General features: G+C 67.0%; 14 protein-coding genes. 6 read left to right on the forward strand and 8 right to left on the reverse strand.

Annotated features, from left to right (window positions below; all coding sequences use genetic code 11):
• Nucleotides 1-28: 28 nt before the first annotated feature.
• The 4 genes from EWH10_RS15325 to hmgA are packed head-to-tail and all read right to left on the reverse strand — an operon-like array spanning nucleotide 29 to nucleotide 3,670.
• Nucleotides 29-394 carry a Rieske (2Fe-2S) protein gene (locus EWH10_RS15325; protein ID WP_025549493.1) on the reverse strand — a complete coding sequence of 122 codons (366 nt, stop codon included), beginning with the start codon at nucleotides 392-394 and terminating at the stop codon, nucleotides 29-31.
• Complete coding sequence (maiA, locus tag EWH10_RS15330) at nucleotides 391-1,035, reverse strand: maleylacetoacetate isomerase (RefSeq protein WP_044661090.1); 645 nt, start codon at nucleotides 1,033-1,035, stop codon at nucleotides 391-393. Before maiA ends, EWH10_RS15325 begins: the two co-directional genes overlap by 4 nt.
• Entirely contained in the window at nucleotides 1,032-2,333 is a 1,302-nt protein-coding gene (gene fahA, locus EWH10_RS15335) for a fumarylacetoacetase (protein WP_044661089.1), read from the reverse strand. Before fahA ends, maiA begins: the two co-directional genes overlap by 4 nt.
• Entirely contained in the window at nucleotides 2,330-3,670 is a 1,341-nt protein-coding gene (gene hmgA / locus EWH10_RS15340; RefSeq protein ID WP_065847028.1) for a homogentisate 1,2-dioxygenase, read from the reverse strand. Before hmgA ends, fahA begins: the two co-directional genes overlap by 4 nt.
• A gap of 78 nt (nucleotides 3,671-3,748) precedes the next feature.
• Here hmgA and EWH10_RS15345 point away from each other — a divergent pair, with 78 nt between their 5' ends.
• Nucleotides 3,749-4,198: a MarR family winged helix-turn-helix transcriptional regulator gene (locus EWH10_RS15345; protein WP_025549487.1), complete on the forward strand. Its 450-nt coding sequence runs from the start codon at nucleotides 3,749-3,751 to the stop codon at nucleotides 4,196-4,198.
• Between the two features lie 59 nt (nucleotides 4,199-4,257).
• Here the strand turns inward: EWH10_RS15345 and EWH10_RS15350 are convergent, their stop codons facing one another.
• Nucleotides 4,258-5,154: a LysR family transcriptional regulator gene (locus tag EWH10_RS15350; RefSeq protein ID WP_025549486.1), complete on the reverse strand. Its 897-nt coding sequence runs from the start codon at nucleotides 5,152-5,154 to the stop codon at nucleotides 4,258-4,260.
• A 100-nt stretch (nucleotides 5,155-5,254) separates the two neighbouring features.
• Here EWH10_RS15350 and EWH10_RS15355 point away from each other — a divergent pair, with 100 nt between their 5' ends.
• The 5 genes from EWH10_RS15355 to EWH10_RS15375 all read left to right on the forward strand — a co-directional run bounded on the left by EWH10_RS15355 (nucleotide 5,255) and on the right by EWH10_RS15375 (nucleotide 12,684).
• Nucleotides 5,255-5,863, forward strand: coding sequence for a TetR/AcrR family transcriptional regulator (locus tag EWH10_RS15355; protein ID WP_025549485.1), 609 nt, complete (start codon nucleotides 5,255-5,257; stop codon nucleotides 5,861-5,863).
• A gap of 348 nt (nucleotides 5,864-6,211) precedes the next feature.
• Nucleotides 6,212-6,589 carry a hypothetical protein gene (locus EWH10_RS15360; protein WP_025549484.1) on the forward strand — a complete coding sequence of 126 codons (378 nt, stop codon included), beginning with the start codon at nucleotides 6,212-6,214 and terminating at the stop codon, nucleotides 6,587-6,589.
• A 4-nt stretch (nucleotides 6,590-6,593) separates the two neighbouring features.
• Nucleotides 6,594-7,844 (forward strand): efflux RND transporter periplasmic adaptor subunit, encoded by a 1,251-nt coding sequence (locus EWH10_RS15365; protein ID WP_025549483.1) that lies wholly within the window; start codon nucleotides 6,594-6,596, stop codon nucleotides 7,842-7,844.
• A 212-nt stretch (nucleotides 7,845-8,056) separates the two neighbouring features.
• The gene (locus tag EWH10_RS15370) at nucleotides 8,057-11,254 is read left to right on the forward strand and encodes an efflux RND transporter permease subunit (RefSeq protein ID WP_044661086.1); all 3,198 of its coding nucleotides are present in this window, start codon (nucleotides 8,057-8,059) and stop codon (nucleotides 11,252-11,254) included.
• A gap of 8 nt (nucleotides 11,255-11,262) precedes the next feature.
• Complete coding sequence (locus EWH10_RS15375) at nucleotides 11,263-12,684, forward strand: efflux transporter outer membrane subunit (RefSeq protein WP_371873092.1); 1,422 nt, start codon at nucleotides 11,263-11,265, stop codon at nucleotides 12,682-12,684.
• A 19-nt stretch (nucleotides 12,685-12,703) separates the two neighbouring features.
• Here the strand turns inward: EWH10_RS15375 and EWH10_RS15380 are convergent, their stop codons facing one another.
• From EWH10_RS15380 to EWH10_RS15390, 3 genes are read right to left on the reverse strand one after another with little or no spacing between them, the layout of a single operon-like run.
• Nucleotides 12,704-15,214, reverse strand: a complete 2,511-nt coding sequence (locus EWH10_RS15380; RefSeq protein WP_025547984.1) for a TonB-dependent receptor plug domain-containing protein — start codon at nucleotides 15,212-15,214, stop codon at nucleotides 12,704-12,706.
• A gap of 31 nt (nucleotides 15,215-15,245) precedes the next feature.
• Nucleotides 15,246-16,259 (reverse strand): ABC transporter substrate-binding protein, encoded by a 1,014-nt coding sequence (locus EWH10_RS15385; RefSeq protein WP_065847591.1) that lies wholly within the window; start codon nucleotides 16,257-16,259, stop codon nucleotides 15,246-15,248.
• A 50-nt stretch (nucleotides 16,260-16,309) separates the two neighbouring features.
• Nucleotides 16,310-17,173, reverse strand: coding sequence for a TauD/TfdA dioxygenase family protein (locus EWH10_RS15390; RefSeq protein ID WP_044661083.1), 864 nt, complete (start codon nucleotides 17,171-17,173; stop codon nucleotides 16,310-16,312).
• Nucleotides 17,174-17,388 lie beyond the last annotated feature (215 nt).

The following is a 17,388-nucleotide window of genomic DNA, read 5'->3' on the forward strand; positions in this document are numbered from 1 at the left end:
GACGATCATGTTTGATAGAGATTATCTATCAAACCGCCGTCACGATCATTCCGTCTTCGACCGTCACCGGCCAGGGGATCAGCGCAGCGCCCGCGCAGGGGCCGCCCAGGCATGCGCCGTCGGATGGCGCGAAGAGGGCGCCGTGCCAGCTACAGGCGATCAGGGCGCCGTCCGGCGTCAGATAATCGTCCAGCTTCTGTGCCAGGGGCAGGCCCATATGGGGGCAGCGGTCGACATAGCCGCGGACTTCGTTCCCGATGCGCAGGACGAAGCCGTGAAAGCGGCCCTTGCGCATCTGGATCACGAAATTGCGCGCCTTGCCGTCCGCTATGCTGTCGAGCGGAGCCAGGGCCACGCCCGGCGGGGTCGCGGTCAGCCGTTCGTCCTCGCTCATGGATCGGCGTCGGGCTGGACGGACGGATGGGCCATTGCAAAGGCGTCCAGCGCCCGCGCCTTTTCCCCCGCCGCGACGAGGGCGGGAAAGGCGGACAGGTCGACATGGAAGCGCTCCGCCGAATAGAGTTGCGGCACCAGATAGCAGTCCGCCAGCCCCGGCCGATCGCCAAAGGCGAAGCCCCGGCCATGGCGCATCACCCATGCCTCCAGCGCGGCGAAGCCGTCCGTGATCCAGCGGGCGATCCATGTGTCGAGGGCGGGCTGGTCCGCGCCGAAATCCTGCTTCAGCGCCTGAAGGACGCGCAGATTGTTGAGCGGATGGATGTCGCAGCCGATCAGCGCCGCCATGGAGCGCACGATTGCCCGCCCCTCCGCATCGGGCGGCAGCAGGGGCGGTTGCGGCCAGCGTTCCTCGATCCACTCCAGAATGGCGGGGCTTTGCGTGAACGCAAAACCCTGCGCCTCCACGGCGGGGACCAGCCCTTGCGGGGACAGGGCACGATAGTCCGGTTCCCGCTGCGCGCCGGTGCGCAGGTCGTGCGTGACCTGATCATAGGCCACGCCCTTCAGGTTCAGCGCGATCCGTACGCGATAGGAGCTGGTCGAACGCCAATAGCCGTGGAGGGTGAGCGCGCTCATCGCGCCGGCTCGATCAGGGCGCGGCATTCCCCGAAGCCGATGGGGACATAGCCGTCCGCCCGCGCCACCGCCTTAAGCGCCAGTTCGTCGCCATCCTGCAAAAAGGCGCGTTCCTCACCGGTCGGCAGGAGGATCTTCGTCTTGCCGCCCTCGGTCAGTTCCATGAGGCTGCCATAGCTGTCCGGCGTCGGGCCGGAGAGCGTGCCCGTCCCCAGCAGGTCGCCGGGATTGAGGTTGCAGCCGTTGGACGCATGATGGGCGACGATCTGCTGCGCGGTCCAGTACATGGAGGAAGCGGGGCCGCGCGAGAGGCGCATGGGCGCGAGGCCCTGCGCCCGCATGTTTGCGCTCGACAGATGGACCTCCAGATCGACGGACAGTGCGCCATGGGCCTGATCCTGTTCGTCCCACAAATAGGGCAAGGGTTGCGGGTCGCCCTGCGGCCTTGGAGGCTGGGCGATGCGGAAGGGGGCCATGGCCTCCGCCGTCACGACCCAGGGGGAGATGGTGGACTGGAAATTCTTGGCCAGGAACGGGCCCAGGGGCACATATTCCCATGCCTGGAAGTCGCGCGCCGACCAGTCGTTGAGCAGGCAGAAGCCCGCTATATGGTTCGCCGCCTCGGCAATCGGCACAGGCTCCCCCAGCGCATTGCCCGCGCCGATCCAGATGCCCAGTTCCAGCTCATAATCCAGTCGTTGGCTGGGCCCCACCACCGGAGCATCGGCATCGGGGGCCTTGCGCTGGCCCTGCGGGCGGATCACCGGCACGCCTGACGGCCGGATGGAGGATGCCCGTCCATGATAGCCGATGGGGACATATTTATAATTGGGCAGCAGCGGATTGTCGGGGCGGAACAGCTTGCCGATATTGGTGGCGTGGTGAATGCCGACATAGAAGTCGGTATAATCGCCTATCGCGGCGGGCAGGTGCAGCGCGCAATCCGCCGCCCGGTGCAGCAGGGGTTCGACGGCGTGGCGCTGTCCTTCATCGCTGAAGAGGGCGCTGAGCCAGCGGCGCAGCGCCAGCCGGTCCGCCGCCGGGAGCGCCATCAGGGCGTTTAGGGTGGTTCCGTGCAGGACGGCGGCGGCGGCGGCGGGAAGCAGGCCCGCTTCGGCGGCGGCGCGCAGGTCGAAAATCCGCTCCCCTATCGCGACGCCCGCCCGCGCCGCGCCGCCGGGGGGCGAGAAAATGCCGTAGGGCAGGTTCTGGACCGGGAAGTCGGGATGGCCATCGGCTCCCTCGACCCAGCTCGACCGGGCGGGATCATGGGTTTCGTCTATCTGCGGGAAGCTCATGCCCCCTCCTCTTCTCTTGAGCCGGCCCCTTGCGGCAGTTGCGCCTTGGTGAAGCCGGACCAGCAATCGTCATAGTCCAACTGGCCCAGCGGCGTTTCCATCGCGAAGCGGGTCGGGCGAAAGGCGAAGCGGCTTTCGAACATGAAGGCCATGGTGTCGCTGATCCGGTGCGGTTTCAACTCGGCGGCCAGCGCGCCTTCATAGCTGGCCTTGTCCGGGCCGTGGCCCGCCATGCAATTGTGCAGCGACGCGCCGCCCGGCGCGAAGCCGCCTGCCTTGGCATCATAGACGCCGTGGATCAGGCCCATGAATTCGCTCATCACATTGCGGTGAAACCATGGCGGGCGGAATGTGTCCTCCGCCACCATCCAGCGCGGCGGGAAGATCACGAAGTCGCAATTGGCGGTTCCCGCCCGGTCGCTGGGGGAGGTCAGCACGGTGAAGATCGACGGATCGGGATGGTCGTAGCTGACCGTGTTCATCGTGTTGAACCGGCGCAGATCGTAGCGGCAGGGCGCGAGATTGCCGTGCCAGGCCGCCACGTCGAAGGGGGAATGGTCCTGCGTCGTCGTCCACAGCTGGCCGGCGAATTTCTGGACGATTTCGTGGGGGCTGTCGTCATCCTCGAACCAGGCGGCGGGGGTTTCGAAATCGCGGGCGTTGGCGAGGCCGTTGGCGCCGATGGGGCCGAGGTCGGGGAGGCGGAACAAGGCCCCGTAATTTTCGCAGACATAGCCCCGCGCCGTTCCGTCGGGCAGGTCCACCCTGAACCGCACGCCGCGCGGGATCAGCGCGATCTGTTCCGGCGCGACGTCCATCACGCCCATTTCGGTGGTGAGGCGCAGCCTGCCCTGCTGCGGCACGATCAGCATTTCGCCGTCGGCATTGGTGAAGGCGCGCTTTTCCATCGGGCGGTTGGCGGCGTAGAGATGGACGGCCAGCCCCTCGCCCGCCGCCGGGTCGCCCGCGCCGCAATAGCTGATGAGGCCGTCGAGGAAATCCACCGATCGTTCGGGGAGCGGCAGGGGGTCCCAGCGCAGGCGGTTGGGCGTCGGGGGGGCTTCGTCGAAGGGGCCGCTGCGCAGGAGGGTGTCGGCCTCATAGGGGCGGTAGGGCGGGTGATTGGCCGCGGGGCGCAGGCGGTAGAGCCAGCTTCGCCGGTTTTCCGCACGGGGCGCGGTGAAGGCGGTGCCGGACAGTTGTTCGGCGTAAAGGCCATAGGGGGCGTGTTGCGGGGAGTTGCGGCCCACGGGCAGGGCGCCGGGCGCCGCCTCCGTCGCGAAATGATTGCCGAAGCCTGTCAGCATGGCGGCTGCGGATGGCCTGCTCTCTCCCATTTCGGCGCGACTCCTGTGGTATCAATTGTTACCATCATAGCGCTTTGCCGATGAAGTATCAAATGTTACCAGTTGTGGATGACCGCCAAGACGCTGCGCCTCGATCAGTTCATTCCCTATCGCCTGTCCTTCACGGCGGCGTTGCTGAGCGACACCATCGCGCAAAGTTATGAGAGGCTGTTCGGGATCAGCATTGCGGAATGGCGGGTCATTGCCTGGGTGGCGGAGCTTGGCAGCGTTACGCAGCAGCAGATCTGCGCCCGGAGCCGCATGGACAAGGTGACGGTCAGCCGGGCGGCGATTGCGTTGAGCGGGCAGGGGATTGTCCAGCGCCTGCCCAATGCGGAGGACCGGCGGTCGCATCTGCTGGCGCTGACGGAGGAAGGGCGGCGGTTGCATGGGGCCATCGCGCCCAGGGCGCTGGAGCTGGAGAGCGGGATATTCTCGCATTTCAGTGCGGAGGAGGTGGAGTCGTTCGTCGCCATGTTGCGGCGGATCGATGCGATTGTGTTGGGGGATGGGGAATAATTTTTGTCCGGCCGCTCTACGGGATCAGCCGATCCCGTTCGGGTCGGGCGCGCTGCGTTTCAACCCAGCCCCATCCTGTCCGAAATGTCCCGCGCCACGGTCAGGACCGCTTGCGCCAGCGGGCCCAGCGGGGCGCGGTCGGAGACGATCACGCCGATGCGGCTCCCCTCCTCCGCGTCCGGCAGCGCGAAGGTGCGCACCCAGTCCAGACCGTCGAGCAGCATCGCATGGCTGTCCGGCACGATGGAGCAGAGCCGCCCCTGCCGCACCAGCGCGAACAGGGCGACATAGCTGTCCGCCGTCACCACCGGGCGCAGCGCGAGGCCCCGTTCGCCCAGCCGGGCGTCCAATATGCGCCGGTTCTGCATGCCCTGATGGAGCAGGCACAGCGGCAGGGCGGCCACATCCTCCCAGTCCGGCGGGCGCTTTTCATCCAGCACGCCCCGCGCCGCCACCAGCATGTAGCGCTCGACATAAAGGGGCGCGGCCAGCATGTGGGAGGGCGGCTCGAAATCCAGATAGGTGAGGCCCGCGTCCAGTTCGAAGGCGGCGAGCTCCCGCTCGATCTGGCGCGAGGTCAGCGCCCGGACCGAGATGTTGAGGCCGGGATGCCGCTCCAGCAGCGCCTCCACCAGCGGGCCGACGGCGGGCATGGCGGCCGGGATCGCGCCCAGGCGCAATTCGCCCTGCAAGGGGCCCTTGGCGACCGCCGCCGCCTGCATCAGATTGTCCGCCGCCGCGACAAGCTGCTGCGCCCAAGGGAGGATCGCCCGGCCCTCCTCGGTCAGCCCGGCGTAGCGGCGGTTGCGCTGAATCAGGCGCTTGCCGAGTTGCGCCTCCAGCGCGGAAATGCCGGCCGAGAGCGTGGGCTGCGAGACATGGCAGGCAGCGGCGGCGCGGGCGAAATGCCCTTCCCTCTCCAGGGCCAGGAAATATTGAAGAAGGCGGGTCTGCATGCGCGCTTTACTCTCTTTTTTCCGGCTGATAGGGCAAAGTGGCGCTCCGTAGAAGCCGTGTCTGGACGATGGGCGCAACTCTCACTATATACCGCTCGGTATGGAAACACAGACTCAGACAGCGAGGGGACGCCCGAGGGAGTTCGATCCCGAAGAAGCGCTCAGTGCCGCGCTGACCGTCTTTTGGCGGCGTGGCTATGAAGGCGCGTCCATGGCGGAACTGACCGAGGCGATGGGCATCACCAAGCCCAGCCTCTACGCCTGTTTCGGCAACAAGGAATCGCTGTTCCGCAAGGCGCTCGACCTCTATGAGCGCGACAAGCTGTGCTACATCAAGTCCGCGCTGGACGAACCCACCGCAAAGGGCGTGGCCGAACGGCTGCTGCGCGGGTCGCTGGCGATCCAGACCGGGACGACCGATCCGCATGGCTGCCTGGGCGTGATCAGCGCGGTCGCCTGCGCCACGCAGGCCGAGTCGATCCGCGACGAGGTCATCGCCCGCCGCGCCTCCTCCGACGCGGCCCTGGTGGCGCGGCTGGAACGGGCGCGGGAGGAAGGCGACTTTCCCGACACGATCGAGCCGAAGGCGCTGGCCACCTATCTGACCGCCGTGGTGCAGGGCATGGCCGTGCATGCGAGCGCGGGGATGTCGCGTGAACTGCTGGAGCAACTGGTGGAGACGACGCTGGCCGTCTGGCCGGGGAAGTGACGGAAAACCGGGCTTTCCGGAATTCCATACCGAAAAATTACCAAACGGTATAAAAAGCCTGTTGACCCTGCTGCTGCACCGCATTATATACCAGTCAGTATTGAATAGACCTGCTCTCCAAAAGAGGTCACATGATGCGGACGTTTCTCAAATCCTGTCGTCGCTGACGACCTGACGCGACCAGCCCAACAGGGCGGCGCGACCTGACCATCATTCCATTGTTCGACGCGCGGCCCGCCGGTCGCGCGGCGGAGAGGTTTTTTTTCCACGTTCGGCCGGGATGGCTCGCAGCGGACGACGATGCGTCGGCCCGATTCCCGGTTGCGCGTCATGCACAGGGGAATTGCCATGGCATTTCTGCAACTTGCCACGCTGGCCGAAGATGGCGGAGCGATTGGCGTCAAAAGGGCGGCGAACGCCGGTTTCGCGCCCGTCGAATGGCAGATCATCCAGCTTGCGCGGGGGGACGGCCTGTCGTCGCTGCGCGCGCCGGACCGCTGGGACCGGGTGAAAAGCTGGATATTTGGGGAGCGGGCCAATCCGCGCCTTGCCAACAAGCGGCTGGAGAGCCTGCGCCGTCTGGCGGTCGACGCCTGGCATCGCGGCTATGCGGTCCGTCCTTCCTTCCTGAAGGCCTTTTTGAAGGCCGGATTCAACGAGGGCCAGCTCGAAACGCTGCTGGCCAGCATCAGCGCGCAACGGCGCTTCCAAGGTTCCCGGAGCTGACACCATGAACATGCACACCCCCATCGACGTCGACACCAGGTCGGCCACCCCCCTCGCCCGCTGGCGAAAGCGCCATGTTTCGCTGGGCGTGATCGCGCTCGCCATCCTGGGCGGCGTGACGTGGAAGCTGATCGACAGGCCCGAGGCGCAGGCCGCCGCCACCCCGCTGGTCACCGTGGGCGTCTCCGCCCCGCTGACCCGCGCGGTGACGCAGTGGGACGATTATGTCGGACGCTTCGCGCCCAGCCAGACGGTCGAGATTCGTCCCCGCGTGTCGGGGTCGGTGACGGCGATCCACTTCAGGGACGGCGATTATGTGAAGGCGGGGCAACTGCTCTTCACCATCGACCAGCGGCCCTTCCTGGCGGCTCTGGCGGAGGCGAAGGCCAGCACGGCGAGCGCCCGCAGCGCCTTGCTGCTGGCGCAGAATGATTATAGCCGCGTCCAGCGTCTGACGGGGGATGAGGCGGTTTCGGCGAGTGAAGTGGACTCGCTCCGGTCGCGGTTGCAGGCGGCGCAGGCCGCGCTGGCGGGGGCGCAGGCGCGGGAGCGGCAGCGGGCGCTCGACATGGAGTTCACGCAGGTCCGCGCGCCGATTTCGGGGCGGGTTTCGGACCGGCGGGTCGATATCGGCAATCTCGTCTCGGCGGGCGAAGGGGCGGGCGCGACATTGCTGACCACGGTCAACAAGCTCGATCCCATTTACTTCAACTTCGATGCGTCCGAGGCGCTGTATCTGAAGTCGCAGCGCGACAGGGGCGCTGGCGGGGCGGTCGAGGTGCGGTTGCAGGATGAAGCGGATTATCGGCACAAGGGGCGGCTGGACTTCACCGACAATGGGCTCGATCCGCGTTCGGGGACGATCCGGGTGCGGGCCGTGTTCGACAATCCGGACATGTTCCTGACGCCGGGGCTGTTCGGCAATATGCGGCTGGCCAATGGCGGCAAGGTCAATGCCTTGCTGGTGCCGGATGAGGCGATCCAGTCCGATCAGGCGCGCAAGACCGTGCTGGTGGTCGGGCGGGACGACAGCGTCGCGGCGAAGCCGGTGGAGCTGGGTCCGGTGGTGGACGGGCTGCGCATCATCCGCGCGGGGCTGACGCCCGGCGACCGGGTGATCGTGTCGAACATTCAGGCGGCCATGCCGGGTGCGAAGGTCGCGACGAAGCCGGCGGCGATCAAGGCGGCTCCGGCGCCGGTTGCGGCGGTGGATGCGGCGGCGCCGGTTGCGGCGCAGGCGACCTTTGCGCGCTAAGGCATCACGCCCTCCCCGTTCGGGCTGAACCTGTCGAAGCCCTGCACTTTTCCTTGAAGAGAAGTGAAGCCCCCTTCGACTGCCTGCAAGGCAGGCGCTCAGGACAGGCTTCGACAAGCTCAGGGCGAACGGAGGCAGAGGTAGGAAATCAAGCTGAAACGCGCGCTCCCCGGATCGCGAACCCCTTTTCACGCCATCGAGGAATTCGTCCGATGCGCCTCTCCCGTTTCTTCATCGACCGGCCGATCTTTGCCGCCGTGATCGCGGTGATCATCACCGTGGTCGGCGCGATCGCCTTTGTCGGTCTGCCCGTTTCGCAATATCCGGACATCGTGCCGCCCACGGTCACGGTGTCCGCCCAATATCCCGGCGCATCCGCCGAAACCGTCGCGTCCACCGTCGCCGCGCCGATCGAGCAGGAGATCAACGGCGTCGACGACATGCTCTACCAGAGCAGCCAGTCGACCGGCGACGGCAAGGTCACGATCACCGTCACCTTCAAGGTCGGCACCGATCTGGACGCCGCGCAGGTGCTGGTCCAGAACCGCGTCGCCGTCGCCATCCCGCGCCTGCCCGAAGAGGTGCAGCGGCTGGGCGTCGTCACGCGCAAGACGACCCCGGAATTCCTGATGGTCGTGAACCTCCAGTCGCCGGACGGGACGTTCGACCGCGATTATATCTCCAACTATGCGCTGACGCAGGTGCGCGACCGGCTGGCGCGGCTGGACGGCGTGGGCGACGTGCAGCTTTTCGGATCGCGCGACTATGCGATGCGCATCTGGATCGACCCCGACCGCGCCGCCGCGCTCAACCTGACCGCGGGCGAGATCGTGCAGGCCCTGCGCGCCCAGAATGTGCAGGTGTCCGCCGGTTCCATCGGCCAGCCCCCTTATGATCGCGGTGAAGCCTTCCAGCTTGGCGTCGAGATGCAGGGCCGCCTGACCGAGCCGCAGCAGTTTGCGGACATCGTCATCCGCACCGATGCGGACGGCCGTCAGGTCCGGGTGGGCGACGTCGCCCGCGTCGAACTGGGCGCGCAGGATTATGGCATCAACACCTATCTGTCGAACAAGCCCACCGTCGTCATCGCGACGATGCAGCGCCCCGGCTCCAACGCGCTGGACGCGGCGGAGAAGGTGAAGGCGGAGATGGAGCAGCTTTCCAAGCGCTTCCCCAAGGGGCTGGAATATAGCGTCATCTACAATCCGACCGAATTCATCGCCCAGTCCATCGACGCCGTCTATCACACGCTGTTCGAAGCGGTGATCCTGGTCGTGCTCGTCATTCTGGTCTTCCTCCAGAACTGGCGCGCGGCGGTCATCCCGATCATCGCCATTCCGGTCTCGCTGATCGGCACGGCGGCGATCCTGGCGGGGCTGGGCTATTCGCTGAACAATCTGTCGCTGTTCGGGCTGGTGCTGGCCATCGGCATCGTCGTCGACGACGCCATCGTCGTGGTCGAGAATGTCGAGCGCAATATCGAGCATGGCATGTCGCCGCTGGAGGCCGCCCGCGTGTCCATGGATGAGGTGTCCACGGCGCTGATCGCCATCGTCCTCGTCCTGTGTGCGGTGTTCGTGCCGACTTTGTTCATCACCGGCATTTCGGGCGCTTTCTACCAGCAGTTCGCCGTCACCATTTCGACCGCGACGATCATTTCGCTGATCCTCTCGCTCACTCTGTCTCCGGCGGCGGCGGCGCTGTTGCTGAAGTCGAAGCCCCATGCCCAAAATGGCGGGCATGATCTGGACAATGCGCCGCGCTGGCGCCGGTTGGCCGGGCAGGCGGCCGACCGCTTCAATCGCGGCTTCGACCGGCTGAGCGCTGGCTATGCCCGCCTCACCCGCTTCCTCGTCGCGCGGCCCAAGAAGATGCTGCTGACCTATTCGGGGCTGATCGCCGCCACCATCGCCCTGTTCTGGGTGACGCCCGGCGGCTTCATCCCCGCGCAGGATCAGGGCTATTTCCTGGCCGTGGTGCAGTTGCCCTCCGGCGCTTCGCTGGAACGCACCGACAAGGTGACGCGGGAGGTCGCGGCGAGAATCCTGCCGGTAAAGGGCCTACGCGGCGCGGTGATGTTCGCCGGTTTCCATGGCCCTTCGCAGACGCAGGCGCCCAACAGCGCCGCCATCTACTTCCCGTTCAAGACCTTCGCCGAGCGTCGGCAAGAAGGCGTCACCTATGCCGGGATCATGGAGCAGGCGAACAAGGCCGTCGCCGGTTATGACAAGGCCCGCATCCTGCTCGTGCCGCCGCCGCTCATCCAGGGCATCGGTTCGGCGGGCGGATACCGCCTGATGGTGCAGGATCGTGAGGATCATGGCTATGCCGGGCTGAACAAGGTCGCCCAGGACTTCATCGCCAAGGCGAACCAGACGCCCGGACTCAACATGGTCTATACGCTGTTCGATGTCGGCACGCCCCGCGTCTATGCCGATGTGGACCGGCGCAAGGCCGACCTGCTGGGCGTGCCGCCGGAGCGCGTGTTCGAAGCGATGCAGGTCTATCTGGGCTCCGCCTTCGTCAACGACTTCAACCTGCTGGGGCGCACCTATCGCGTGACCGCGCAGGCCGATGCCGACCATCGCGGCACGGTGGCGGACATTGCCAATCTGAAGACCCGGTCGAACAGCGGGCAGATGGTGCCCATCGGTTCCGTCTCGACCTTCAGGGACAAGACCGGCCCCTATCGCGTGGTGCGCTACAACCTGCTGCCGGCGGTGGAGATCGACGGCGATACCGCGCCCGGATACAGTTCGGGCCAGTCGCTGACGACGATGGAGAAGCTGGCCGATTCCACCCTGCCCGCCGGTTATGGCAAGGAATGGACGGGCGTCGCCTATCAGCAGGTGATCGCCGGCAATACGGCGGGCGTCGTCTTCGCCATGGCGGTGTTCTTCGTCTTCCTGGTGCTGGCGGCGCAATATGAAAGCCTGACGCTGCCGCTGTCGATCATCCTGATCGTGCCGATGTGCCTGTTCGCGGCCATGCTGGGCGTGAACCTGCGGGGCATGGACAATAATATCCTAACGCAGATCGGGCTGGTCGTGCTGATCGCCCTGGCGGCGAAGAACGCGATCCTGGTGGTCGAGTTCGCCAAGCAGGCCGAAGAGGAACAGGGACTTTCGCCGGTGGATGCCGCCGTTCAGGCAGCGCAGACCCGTCTGCGTCCGATCCTGATGACCAGCTTCGCCTTCATCCTGGGCGCGGTGCCGCTGGTGATCGCGAGCGGGGCGGGCGCGGAGCTGCGGCAGGCTTTGGGCACGGCCGTCTTCTTCGGGATGACCGGCGTGACGGCTTTCGGCCTGCTCTTCACCCCCACTTTCTATGTCGTGTGCCGCGCATTGGGCGACCGCTTTTCCCGCAAGGGCAAGGGTCAGGCCCCCGCCGCGCTGCAACCCGCCGAATAAGGAACGGCATGATGATCAAGACACTCCTCCCCCTTCTGCTCGGCGCGTCGGCCCTGACCGCTTGCGCCGCAGGGCCGGACTATAAGGCCCCGGCTACCCCGACCGCTGCTGCCGGGGCCTTTATCGGCGCGGCCAGTCCGGCGGCCAGCACAGCAGTCAGCACGGCGCAGGCCGACGAGCATTGGTGGCGGCTCTACAGCGATCCGATGCTGGACGGGCTGGTGCAGGACGCGCTGAAGGCCAATAGCGACATCCGCGTGGCCGTCGCCCGGCTGGAAAAGGCCCGCGCCCAGTTGCGCGGCGCCCGTTCCGACAGGCTGCCGCAGACGACCCTGAGCGGTTCGCCCAGCTATGGCCGGGCGTCGGCCGCGCAGACGCTGCCGGGGGCCGACCGCGAGAACTGGACCGTCGATGCGGGGTTGAACGTCGCCTATGAGGTCGACCTGTTCGGGCGGGTGAAGCGCAGCATCGAGGCGGCGAAGGGCGACGTCAACGCCGCCGCGGCCGACGCCGACGCGGTGCGCGTGGCGGTGGTCGCGGACACGGTGCGCGCCTATGTCGACGCGACCAGTTCGGCGGAGCGGATCGCCGTGGCGCGGCAGACGGTGGCGCTGCTCGACAACAGCATCCGCATCACCAATGCGCGGTTCGAGGTGGGCCGGTCGGACCGGCTGGACGTGATCCGCGTGACGGCGCTGCGCGACCAGCAGGCGGCGATCATCCCCAGCCTGATCGCGGACCGGGACAGCGCGCTGTTCCGGCTGGCGACGCTGACGGGGCGGACGCCGCAGGAGCTGCCCGCGCCGGTGCAGGACCAGAAGACGACGCCCGGCCTCAGCCAGCCCATACCGGTGGGGGACGGGCGCGCCCTGCTGGCCCGGCGTCCGGACGTGCGGGCCGCCGAGCAGCGGTTGGCCGCCGACACGGCGCGGATCGGGGTGGCGACGGCGGACCTTTATCCGCGCATCACGCTGGGCGGATCGATCGGCACGACGGCGGTGGGCGGCGGCGATATTTTCGGCGGCGGGCCGTTCCGCTGGCTGCTGGGGCCGCTGATCAACTGGGCCTTCCCCAATCAGGAGGCCAATCGCGCCCGGATCGCAGCCGCCAGGGCCGATGCCGACGGGTCGCTCGCGGCGTTCGACGGCACGGTGCTGCAGGCGCTGGAGGAAACCGAGACGGCGCTGTCCGTCTATGCCCATGCGCTGGAGCGCCGCGATACGCTGAAGGCCGCGCGGGAGGCCGCCGGGCGGGCGGCCCGCATCAGCCTTGCCCGGCAGCGGGAGGGGCAGATCGATTTCCTGACCGTGCTGGACGCGCAGCGGACGCTGGCGGCGGCGGAGAGCGATCTGGCGACGGCGAACCGGGCGGTGGCCTTCGCCCAGGTCGACCTGTTCAGGGCGCTGGGCGGCGGCTGGACCAGCAGTTGAGCCCGCAGCGCGGCGGCGGTCAGAAGCGCGCCGAAACGCGCCCATAATAAAAGCCGCCGCTCAGCCCGAACGGCGCGAAATTGCCGTAGGCGCCCGATCCGTCATAGGCGATCACGCCATGGCGGTCGGGATAGACGTCGAACAGATTGTTCGCGCCGACCGACAGCGTCAGCCGATCGCTGATGTCATAGCCGACATCGAGGTCCGCGATCCATTTCGCGCCGAAGCGCCGGTCGCCGGTCGCGACATTGCTCGATTCCACATAGCGGCCGAAGCGGGTCAGCCGCGCCAGCGCATGCAGGCGGCCCAGCGACCAGTCGTTCGTCAGCACCAGCTTCGTGCGCGGGGTCGCGGCGACGAGGTCGCGCTGCGCCTGGCGCCCGAACAGGGTGACGTTGAGCGAGGCGAGTTCCGGCGGCGTGTCGACGACATGGGTGATTTTCGTGCGGTTATAGCTATAGGCCGCGTTCAGGCGGAAACTGCCGAGCGCGCCGGTGCGCAGCGTATATTCCGTCACGACGTCGATGCCGCGCGTGCGGGTGTCGATGGCGTTGGCGAAGAATTGGGCGCTGTCGACATCGTCGATGCCGTTGGCGACCAGGATGGCGCGGATGGCCGCCCCTCCATTGGCCGCCGTGCCGAGGAATTCGGTCTTGACGATGCGGTCGTCCACCGCGATCTGATAGGCGTCGACGGTGAGGCGGAACGGGCCGCGCTCAAAGGACAGGCCGGCCGTATAGTTGAGCGACTTTTCCGGCTTGAGCGGGGTGGCGCCCAGCGCCTGCGCGGCGATGCTGCCGACCGGCAGGAATTTCGATGTGGTGCTGACCCGGTTATTGCCGATGATCGTCGCCGTGTTCTGCGTGGTCGAAAAGCCGCCCTGCGCCAGCGAGGGAGCGCGGAAGCCGGTGTTGACGCCGCCACGGACGGCAAGGCCGGGCGCGAATTCGTAACGGGTCGAGAATTTGCCCGACACCGTGTCGCCCGCGCTGTCGTCATAATGTTCGAAGCGCCCGGCGACGCCGACGAACCAGCCGGGCGTCAGGTCGGTCGACAGGTCGACATAGGCGGCGATGTTGTTGCGGCTGAGCGTCGCCTCGTCCGCCGGAGAGGTTCCGGTGAAGGAAACCAGTCCCGGCGATGGCGACCGCCCGCCATAGGCGTTGCCGAAGGGCGTTCCGTCGGCGGGGATCACATAGCCGCCGTCGCGATAGCTGTCCGGCTCCCCCGCGCGGTTGCGGAACTTCTCCCAGCGATGCTCGAACCCGATGGCCACGTCGAGCGGACGGGCCGTGCCGATGTCGTAGCCGCGGGTGAATTCCAGATTGTTGACCCAGAGGTCCTGTATCTGCTTGCCCATGAAGAAGCTTGTCGGGCTGGACGGGCCGAGCGAAGGGTTGAGGGTGCCTTCGGCGCCCAGCTTCACATGGTCGCGCCCATAGCTGGTGGAGAGGTCGAACGACCAGCCTGCCGTCAGATCGCCGCGCAGGCCGATGGCGGATTGCCAGTCCCATTCCTTGATGCGCCGGCGCGCCTGGAAGCCGGAGGGATAGAGGCCGGGAAGGGATGTCTGGCCCTGCACATTCGCCTGCCCGCCATAGCCGGTGGTCGCCGGGAAGATCGCGCCGCGCTTGTCATCGATGTCGCGATAGCTGAGGGTGGAAAAGCTGTAGGCGGTCAGCGCGCCGAGGGGCAGTTCGGCATTGACCGATCCGTTGACGATCTTGTCCCGGTTGGACCGGCCATAGCCGCCCGCGATCAGATGATCGGCATGGGTTTCGCGCGGGTCCGGGGCGCCGTTCACGAAAGGATAGACATAGGGCACGGGTTCGGCGGAGCTGTCGGCGCGGTCGTGATACTTCCCCTCCACGGCGATGCGGACGAAGCCGTCGCCGCTGATGCGGGTGCCGTAGCTTAGCCCCTGCTGCACCAGTGCGCCGCCCTTTTCGTAAAGCTGCCCGGCGGTGGCTGAGAAGGAGCCGCCCTCCGGCGCGTCGTCCAGCAGGATGTTGATGACGCCGGAAATCGCGTCCGACCCATATTGGGCGGCGGCGCCGTCGCGCAGCACCTCGATCCGGCCCACGGCGTTGGTGGGGATGAGGTCGATGTCGACCGGGGTGGAACCGCCCGATATGCGCGAAAGGTTATTGATGAGCGCGGTCGTGTGCCGCCGCTTTCCATTGACCAGCACCAGCAGATAATCGCCCGATAGGCCCCGGATGGAGATGGGGCGCACGCTGGCCGAGGTGCCGCCGCCGCCCAGCGCCGGCATGGTGAGGGAGGGGATGATGTTGCCCAGCACTTCCTTGAGGCCCGTGCGGCCGGTGGCCTGCAATTCCTGGGGACTGATGACATCGATGGGCACGGGGCTGTCCGCCACCGTCCGTCCCCCGCCCCGGCGCGTGCCGGTGACGACGATGGCCGATCCGGCGGCTTCCGCATCGTCGGCGGCGGCAAGCTCCTGCGCGGCGGCGAAGGATGGAAGGACGGCGCCGGAAAGTGCGGCGCCGGCGAGAAGCAGGCTTTTCATCGGAGATCCTTCGAAATGAAAAAAGAGGGCGTCAGTCCCGCCGGGCCAGGGTCGTGGCGTTGAAGGACGGGTCATAGGCGCCGCGAATGTCGGGCAGCGCGGGGATGATGCCGGCGCGGCGGTAACGGGCAAAGATTTCGGCCTGTTCGCGAACCAGAGCATCGTTTATCGGTTCCGCCGTGCCGATATAGGCGGTGATGGAGAAGCGGGCGACCTTGAAGGGCAGGCCGGTCTCCTGCGCCAGCGTCCGGGCGAAGGCGTCGGGATGCGCCGCCGCCCAGCGCCGCGCCCGGCTCAGCCGCGCCAGGAAATCGGCCAGTATCGGCCGCTTGCCGTGGATCGCGGACTCCGATGCCGCAAAGAAACCCGTCTGGGCGGGAAGGCCGCTGGCATCGGCCAGCACCCGGTCGCCATTTTCCATGACCGCGATGCCGACATAGCTGCCCCAGGTCGACCAGGCGTCGATCGCGCCGCTTTCCAGCGCCGCTTTGGCCGCGCCGTTGTCGAGATAGGTCCAGCGGACATCGGACGACGCAAGGCCCGCTTGTTCGATCAGGCGGAGCGCCAGATCCTGCCCGGCCGAACCGCGCACGGTGGCAAGCTTGCGCCCCTTGAGCTGCGCCACGGACCGGACCGGCGAGTCCTTCGGCACGACGATGGCGGAGGCGCGGCCAACGCCGGGGCCCTGCGGACGATAGGCGAAGACCGCCTTGATCTTCGCGCCGCCGGCATAGGCGAAGGCGAAGGGCGGAGCGCCGACGCCCCCCACATCGATCGCGCCCGCCGCCAGCGCCTCCAGCAAGGGAGAGGCTGCCGGAAACTGCGCCCATTCGATCCGGTAGGGCAGATCGTCCAGTTCGCCGGCGGCGCGCATCAACGCCTGCGCGCCGCCGCGCTGATCCCCGATCTTCAGGACGGGGCGGCCCGGATCGCCCCCGCCATGCGGGCGGAGCGAGGCGAAGCCGATGGCGGCGAGCGCGATCAGGGCGAAGAGGACGATCCAGGGAAGAAGAACCCTGCGCCGGGAGAGGATGGTGCGCGTCATGGCGTCTCCGGGACCGGCGGCGGCGGCAGCCGCAACCGGCCCGCCAAGGATCAGAGGTTCGCGTAGAGCGGTTCGTCCGCGATCAGGATGCGTTCCAGCACGCGCGGGAAATCGCCATAGTTGCGCACGGCATAGTGAACCGCCGCCCGATTGTCCCAGAAGGCGACCGAGTTGGGACGCCAGGAAAAGCGGACCTGATATTCGGGCCGCTTATATTGCCGGACGATCTCCTCCAGCAATTCGCGGCTCTCCGCCAGTTCCACGCCCAATATCTGCGGCCGCTGGGTATAGTTGACCCAGAGGATCTTCTGCCCGGTTTCGCGATGGGTGCGCACGACGGGATGCGCGACGATGGGATAGTCGTGCCCGGCGCCGACCAGAGCTTCCCGGAAGTCATGGGTGACGTGCAGCCCCTCCAGCCGCGCCTTGACGTCGTCCGACAGCCCTTCATAGGCGAGATGCGCGTCGACCCAGATGGTGTCCCCGCCGACATCGGGGAGGGTGACGGCGCGCAGCACGGCGCCCCAGGTCGGCACCAGCCGCCAGCTCGTGTCGCTGTGATAGGCGTCGCCCGGCCTTACGTCCCGATGGATGCGCTTTTCATATCGGGCCGCGTCGGCCGCCGCGATCTTGTGGATGGGCGCGATCCTGGAATCGGCGGTGGTGCTGGGATGGGTGTAGAGCGGGCCGAAGGCCGCGGCGAAGGCGGCATGCTGTTCATTGGTCAGCGGCTGGTCGCGGAAGAACACGACCTTGTAGCGCAACAGGGCGGCGCGGATCGCGTCGCGCTGTCCGGGGGAAAGCGGCCTGCTGAGATCGACGCCGTCGATTTCGGCGCCGATGGTCGGTTGCAGGGGGCGGATGCCGATGATCCCATCGGCGCGGTCCAGAATATCTGCTGCTGCGGAGGACATATCATCACCTTTCAAGGTCGCCGGACGATTTCCGTGCAGGACCATTGCTAAGGGATGGATGCGCCATCGGGTTATGATGATTGGTCGGCATGCTTTGAATATCCGAATATTATTGGCAATACTCATCCATGTGGAAATACGGGTCCTTCAATATCATTGCCTTGGCGCAACAATTCATCGGCCCTCCTATTCCAATCATTCATGGTTCTTCGGGC

This window comes from Sphingobium fuliginis (assembly GCF_004152845.1).
Lineage (GTDB): Bacteria > Pseudomonadota > Alphaproteobacteria > Sphingomonadales > Sphingomonadaceae > Sphingobium > Sphingobium fuliginis.

Bases quoted from the DNA above. Each gene is read 5' to 3' on its own strand.
- EWH10_RS15325 (WP_025549493.1), bottom strand. From the start codon at position 394: ATGAGCGAGGACGAACGGCTGACCGCGACCCCGCCGGGCGTGGCCCTG.
- maiA (WP_044661090.1), bottom strand. From the start codon at position 1,035: ATGAGCGCGCTCACCCTCCACGGCTATTGGCGTTCGACCAGCTCCTAT.
- fahA (WP_044661089.1), bottom strand. From the start codon at position 2,333: ATGAGCTTCCCGCAGATAGACGAAACCCATGATCCCGCCCGGTCGAGC.
- hmgA (WP_065847028.1), bottom strand. From the start codon at position 3,670: ATGGGAGAGAGCAGGCCATCCGCAGCCGCCATGCTGACAGGCTTCGGC.
- EWH10_RS15345 (WP_025549487.1), top strand. From the start codon at position 3,749: ATGACCGCCAAGACGCTGCGCCTCGATCAGTTCATTCCCTATCGCCTG.
- EWH10_RS15350 (WP_025549486.1), bottom strand. From the start codon at position 5,154: ATGCAGACCCGCCTTCTTCAATATTTCCTGGCCCTGGAGAGGGAAGGG.
- EWH10_RS15355 (WP_025549485.1), top strand. From the start codon at position 5,255: ATGGAAACACAGACTCAGACAGCGAGGGGACGCCCGAGGGAGTTCGAT.
- EWH10_RS15360 (WP_025549484.1), top strand. From the start codon at position 6,212: ATGGCATTTCTGCAACTTGCCACGCTGGCCGAAGATGGCGGAGCGATT.
- EWH10_RS15365 (WP_025549483.1), top strand. From the start codon at position 6,594: ATGAACATGCACACCCCCATCGACGTCGACACCAGGTCGGCCACCCCC.
- EWH10_RS15370 (WP_044661086.1), top strand. From the start codon at position 8,057: ATGCGCCTCTCCCGTTTCTTCATCGACCGGCCGATCTTTGCCGCCGTG.
- EWH10_RS15375 (WP_371873092.1), top strand. From the start codon at position 11,263: ATGATGATCAAGACACTCCTCCCCCTTCTGCTCGGCGCGTCGGCCCTG.
- EWH10_RS15380 (WP_025547984.1), bottom strand. From the start codon at position 15,214: ATGAAAAGCCTGCTTCTCGCCGGCGCCGCACTTTCCGGCGCCGTCCTT.
- EWH10_RS15385 (WP_065847591.1), bottom strand. From the start codon at position 16,259: ATGACGCGCACCATCCTCTCCCGGCGCAGGGTTCTTCTTCCCTGGATC.
- EWH10_RS15390 (WP_044661083.1), bottom strand. From the start codon at position 17,173: ATGTCCTCCGCAGCAGCAGATATTCTGGACCGCGCCGATGGGATCATC.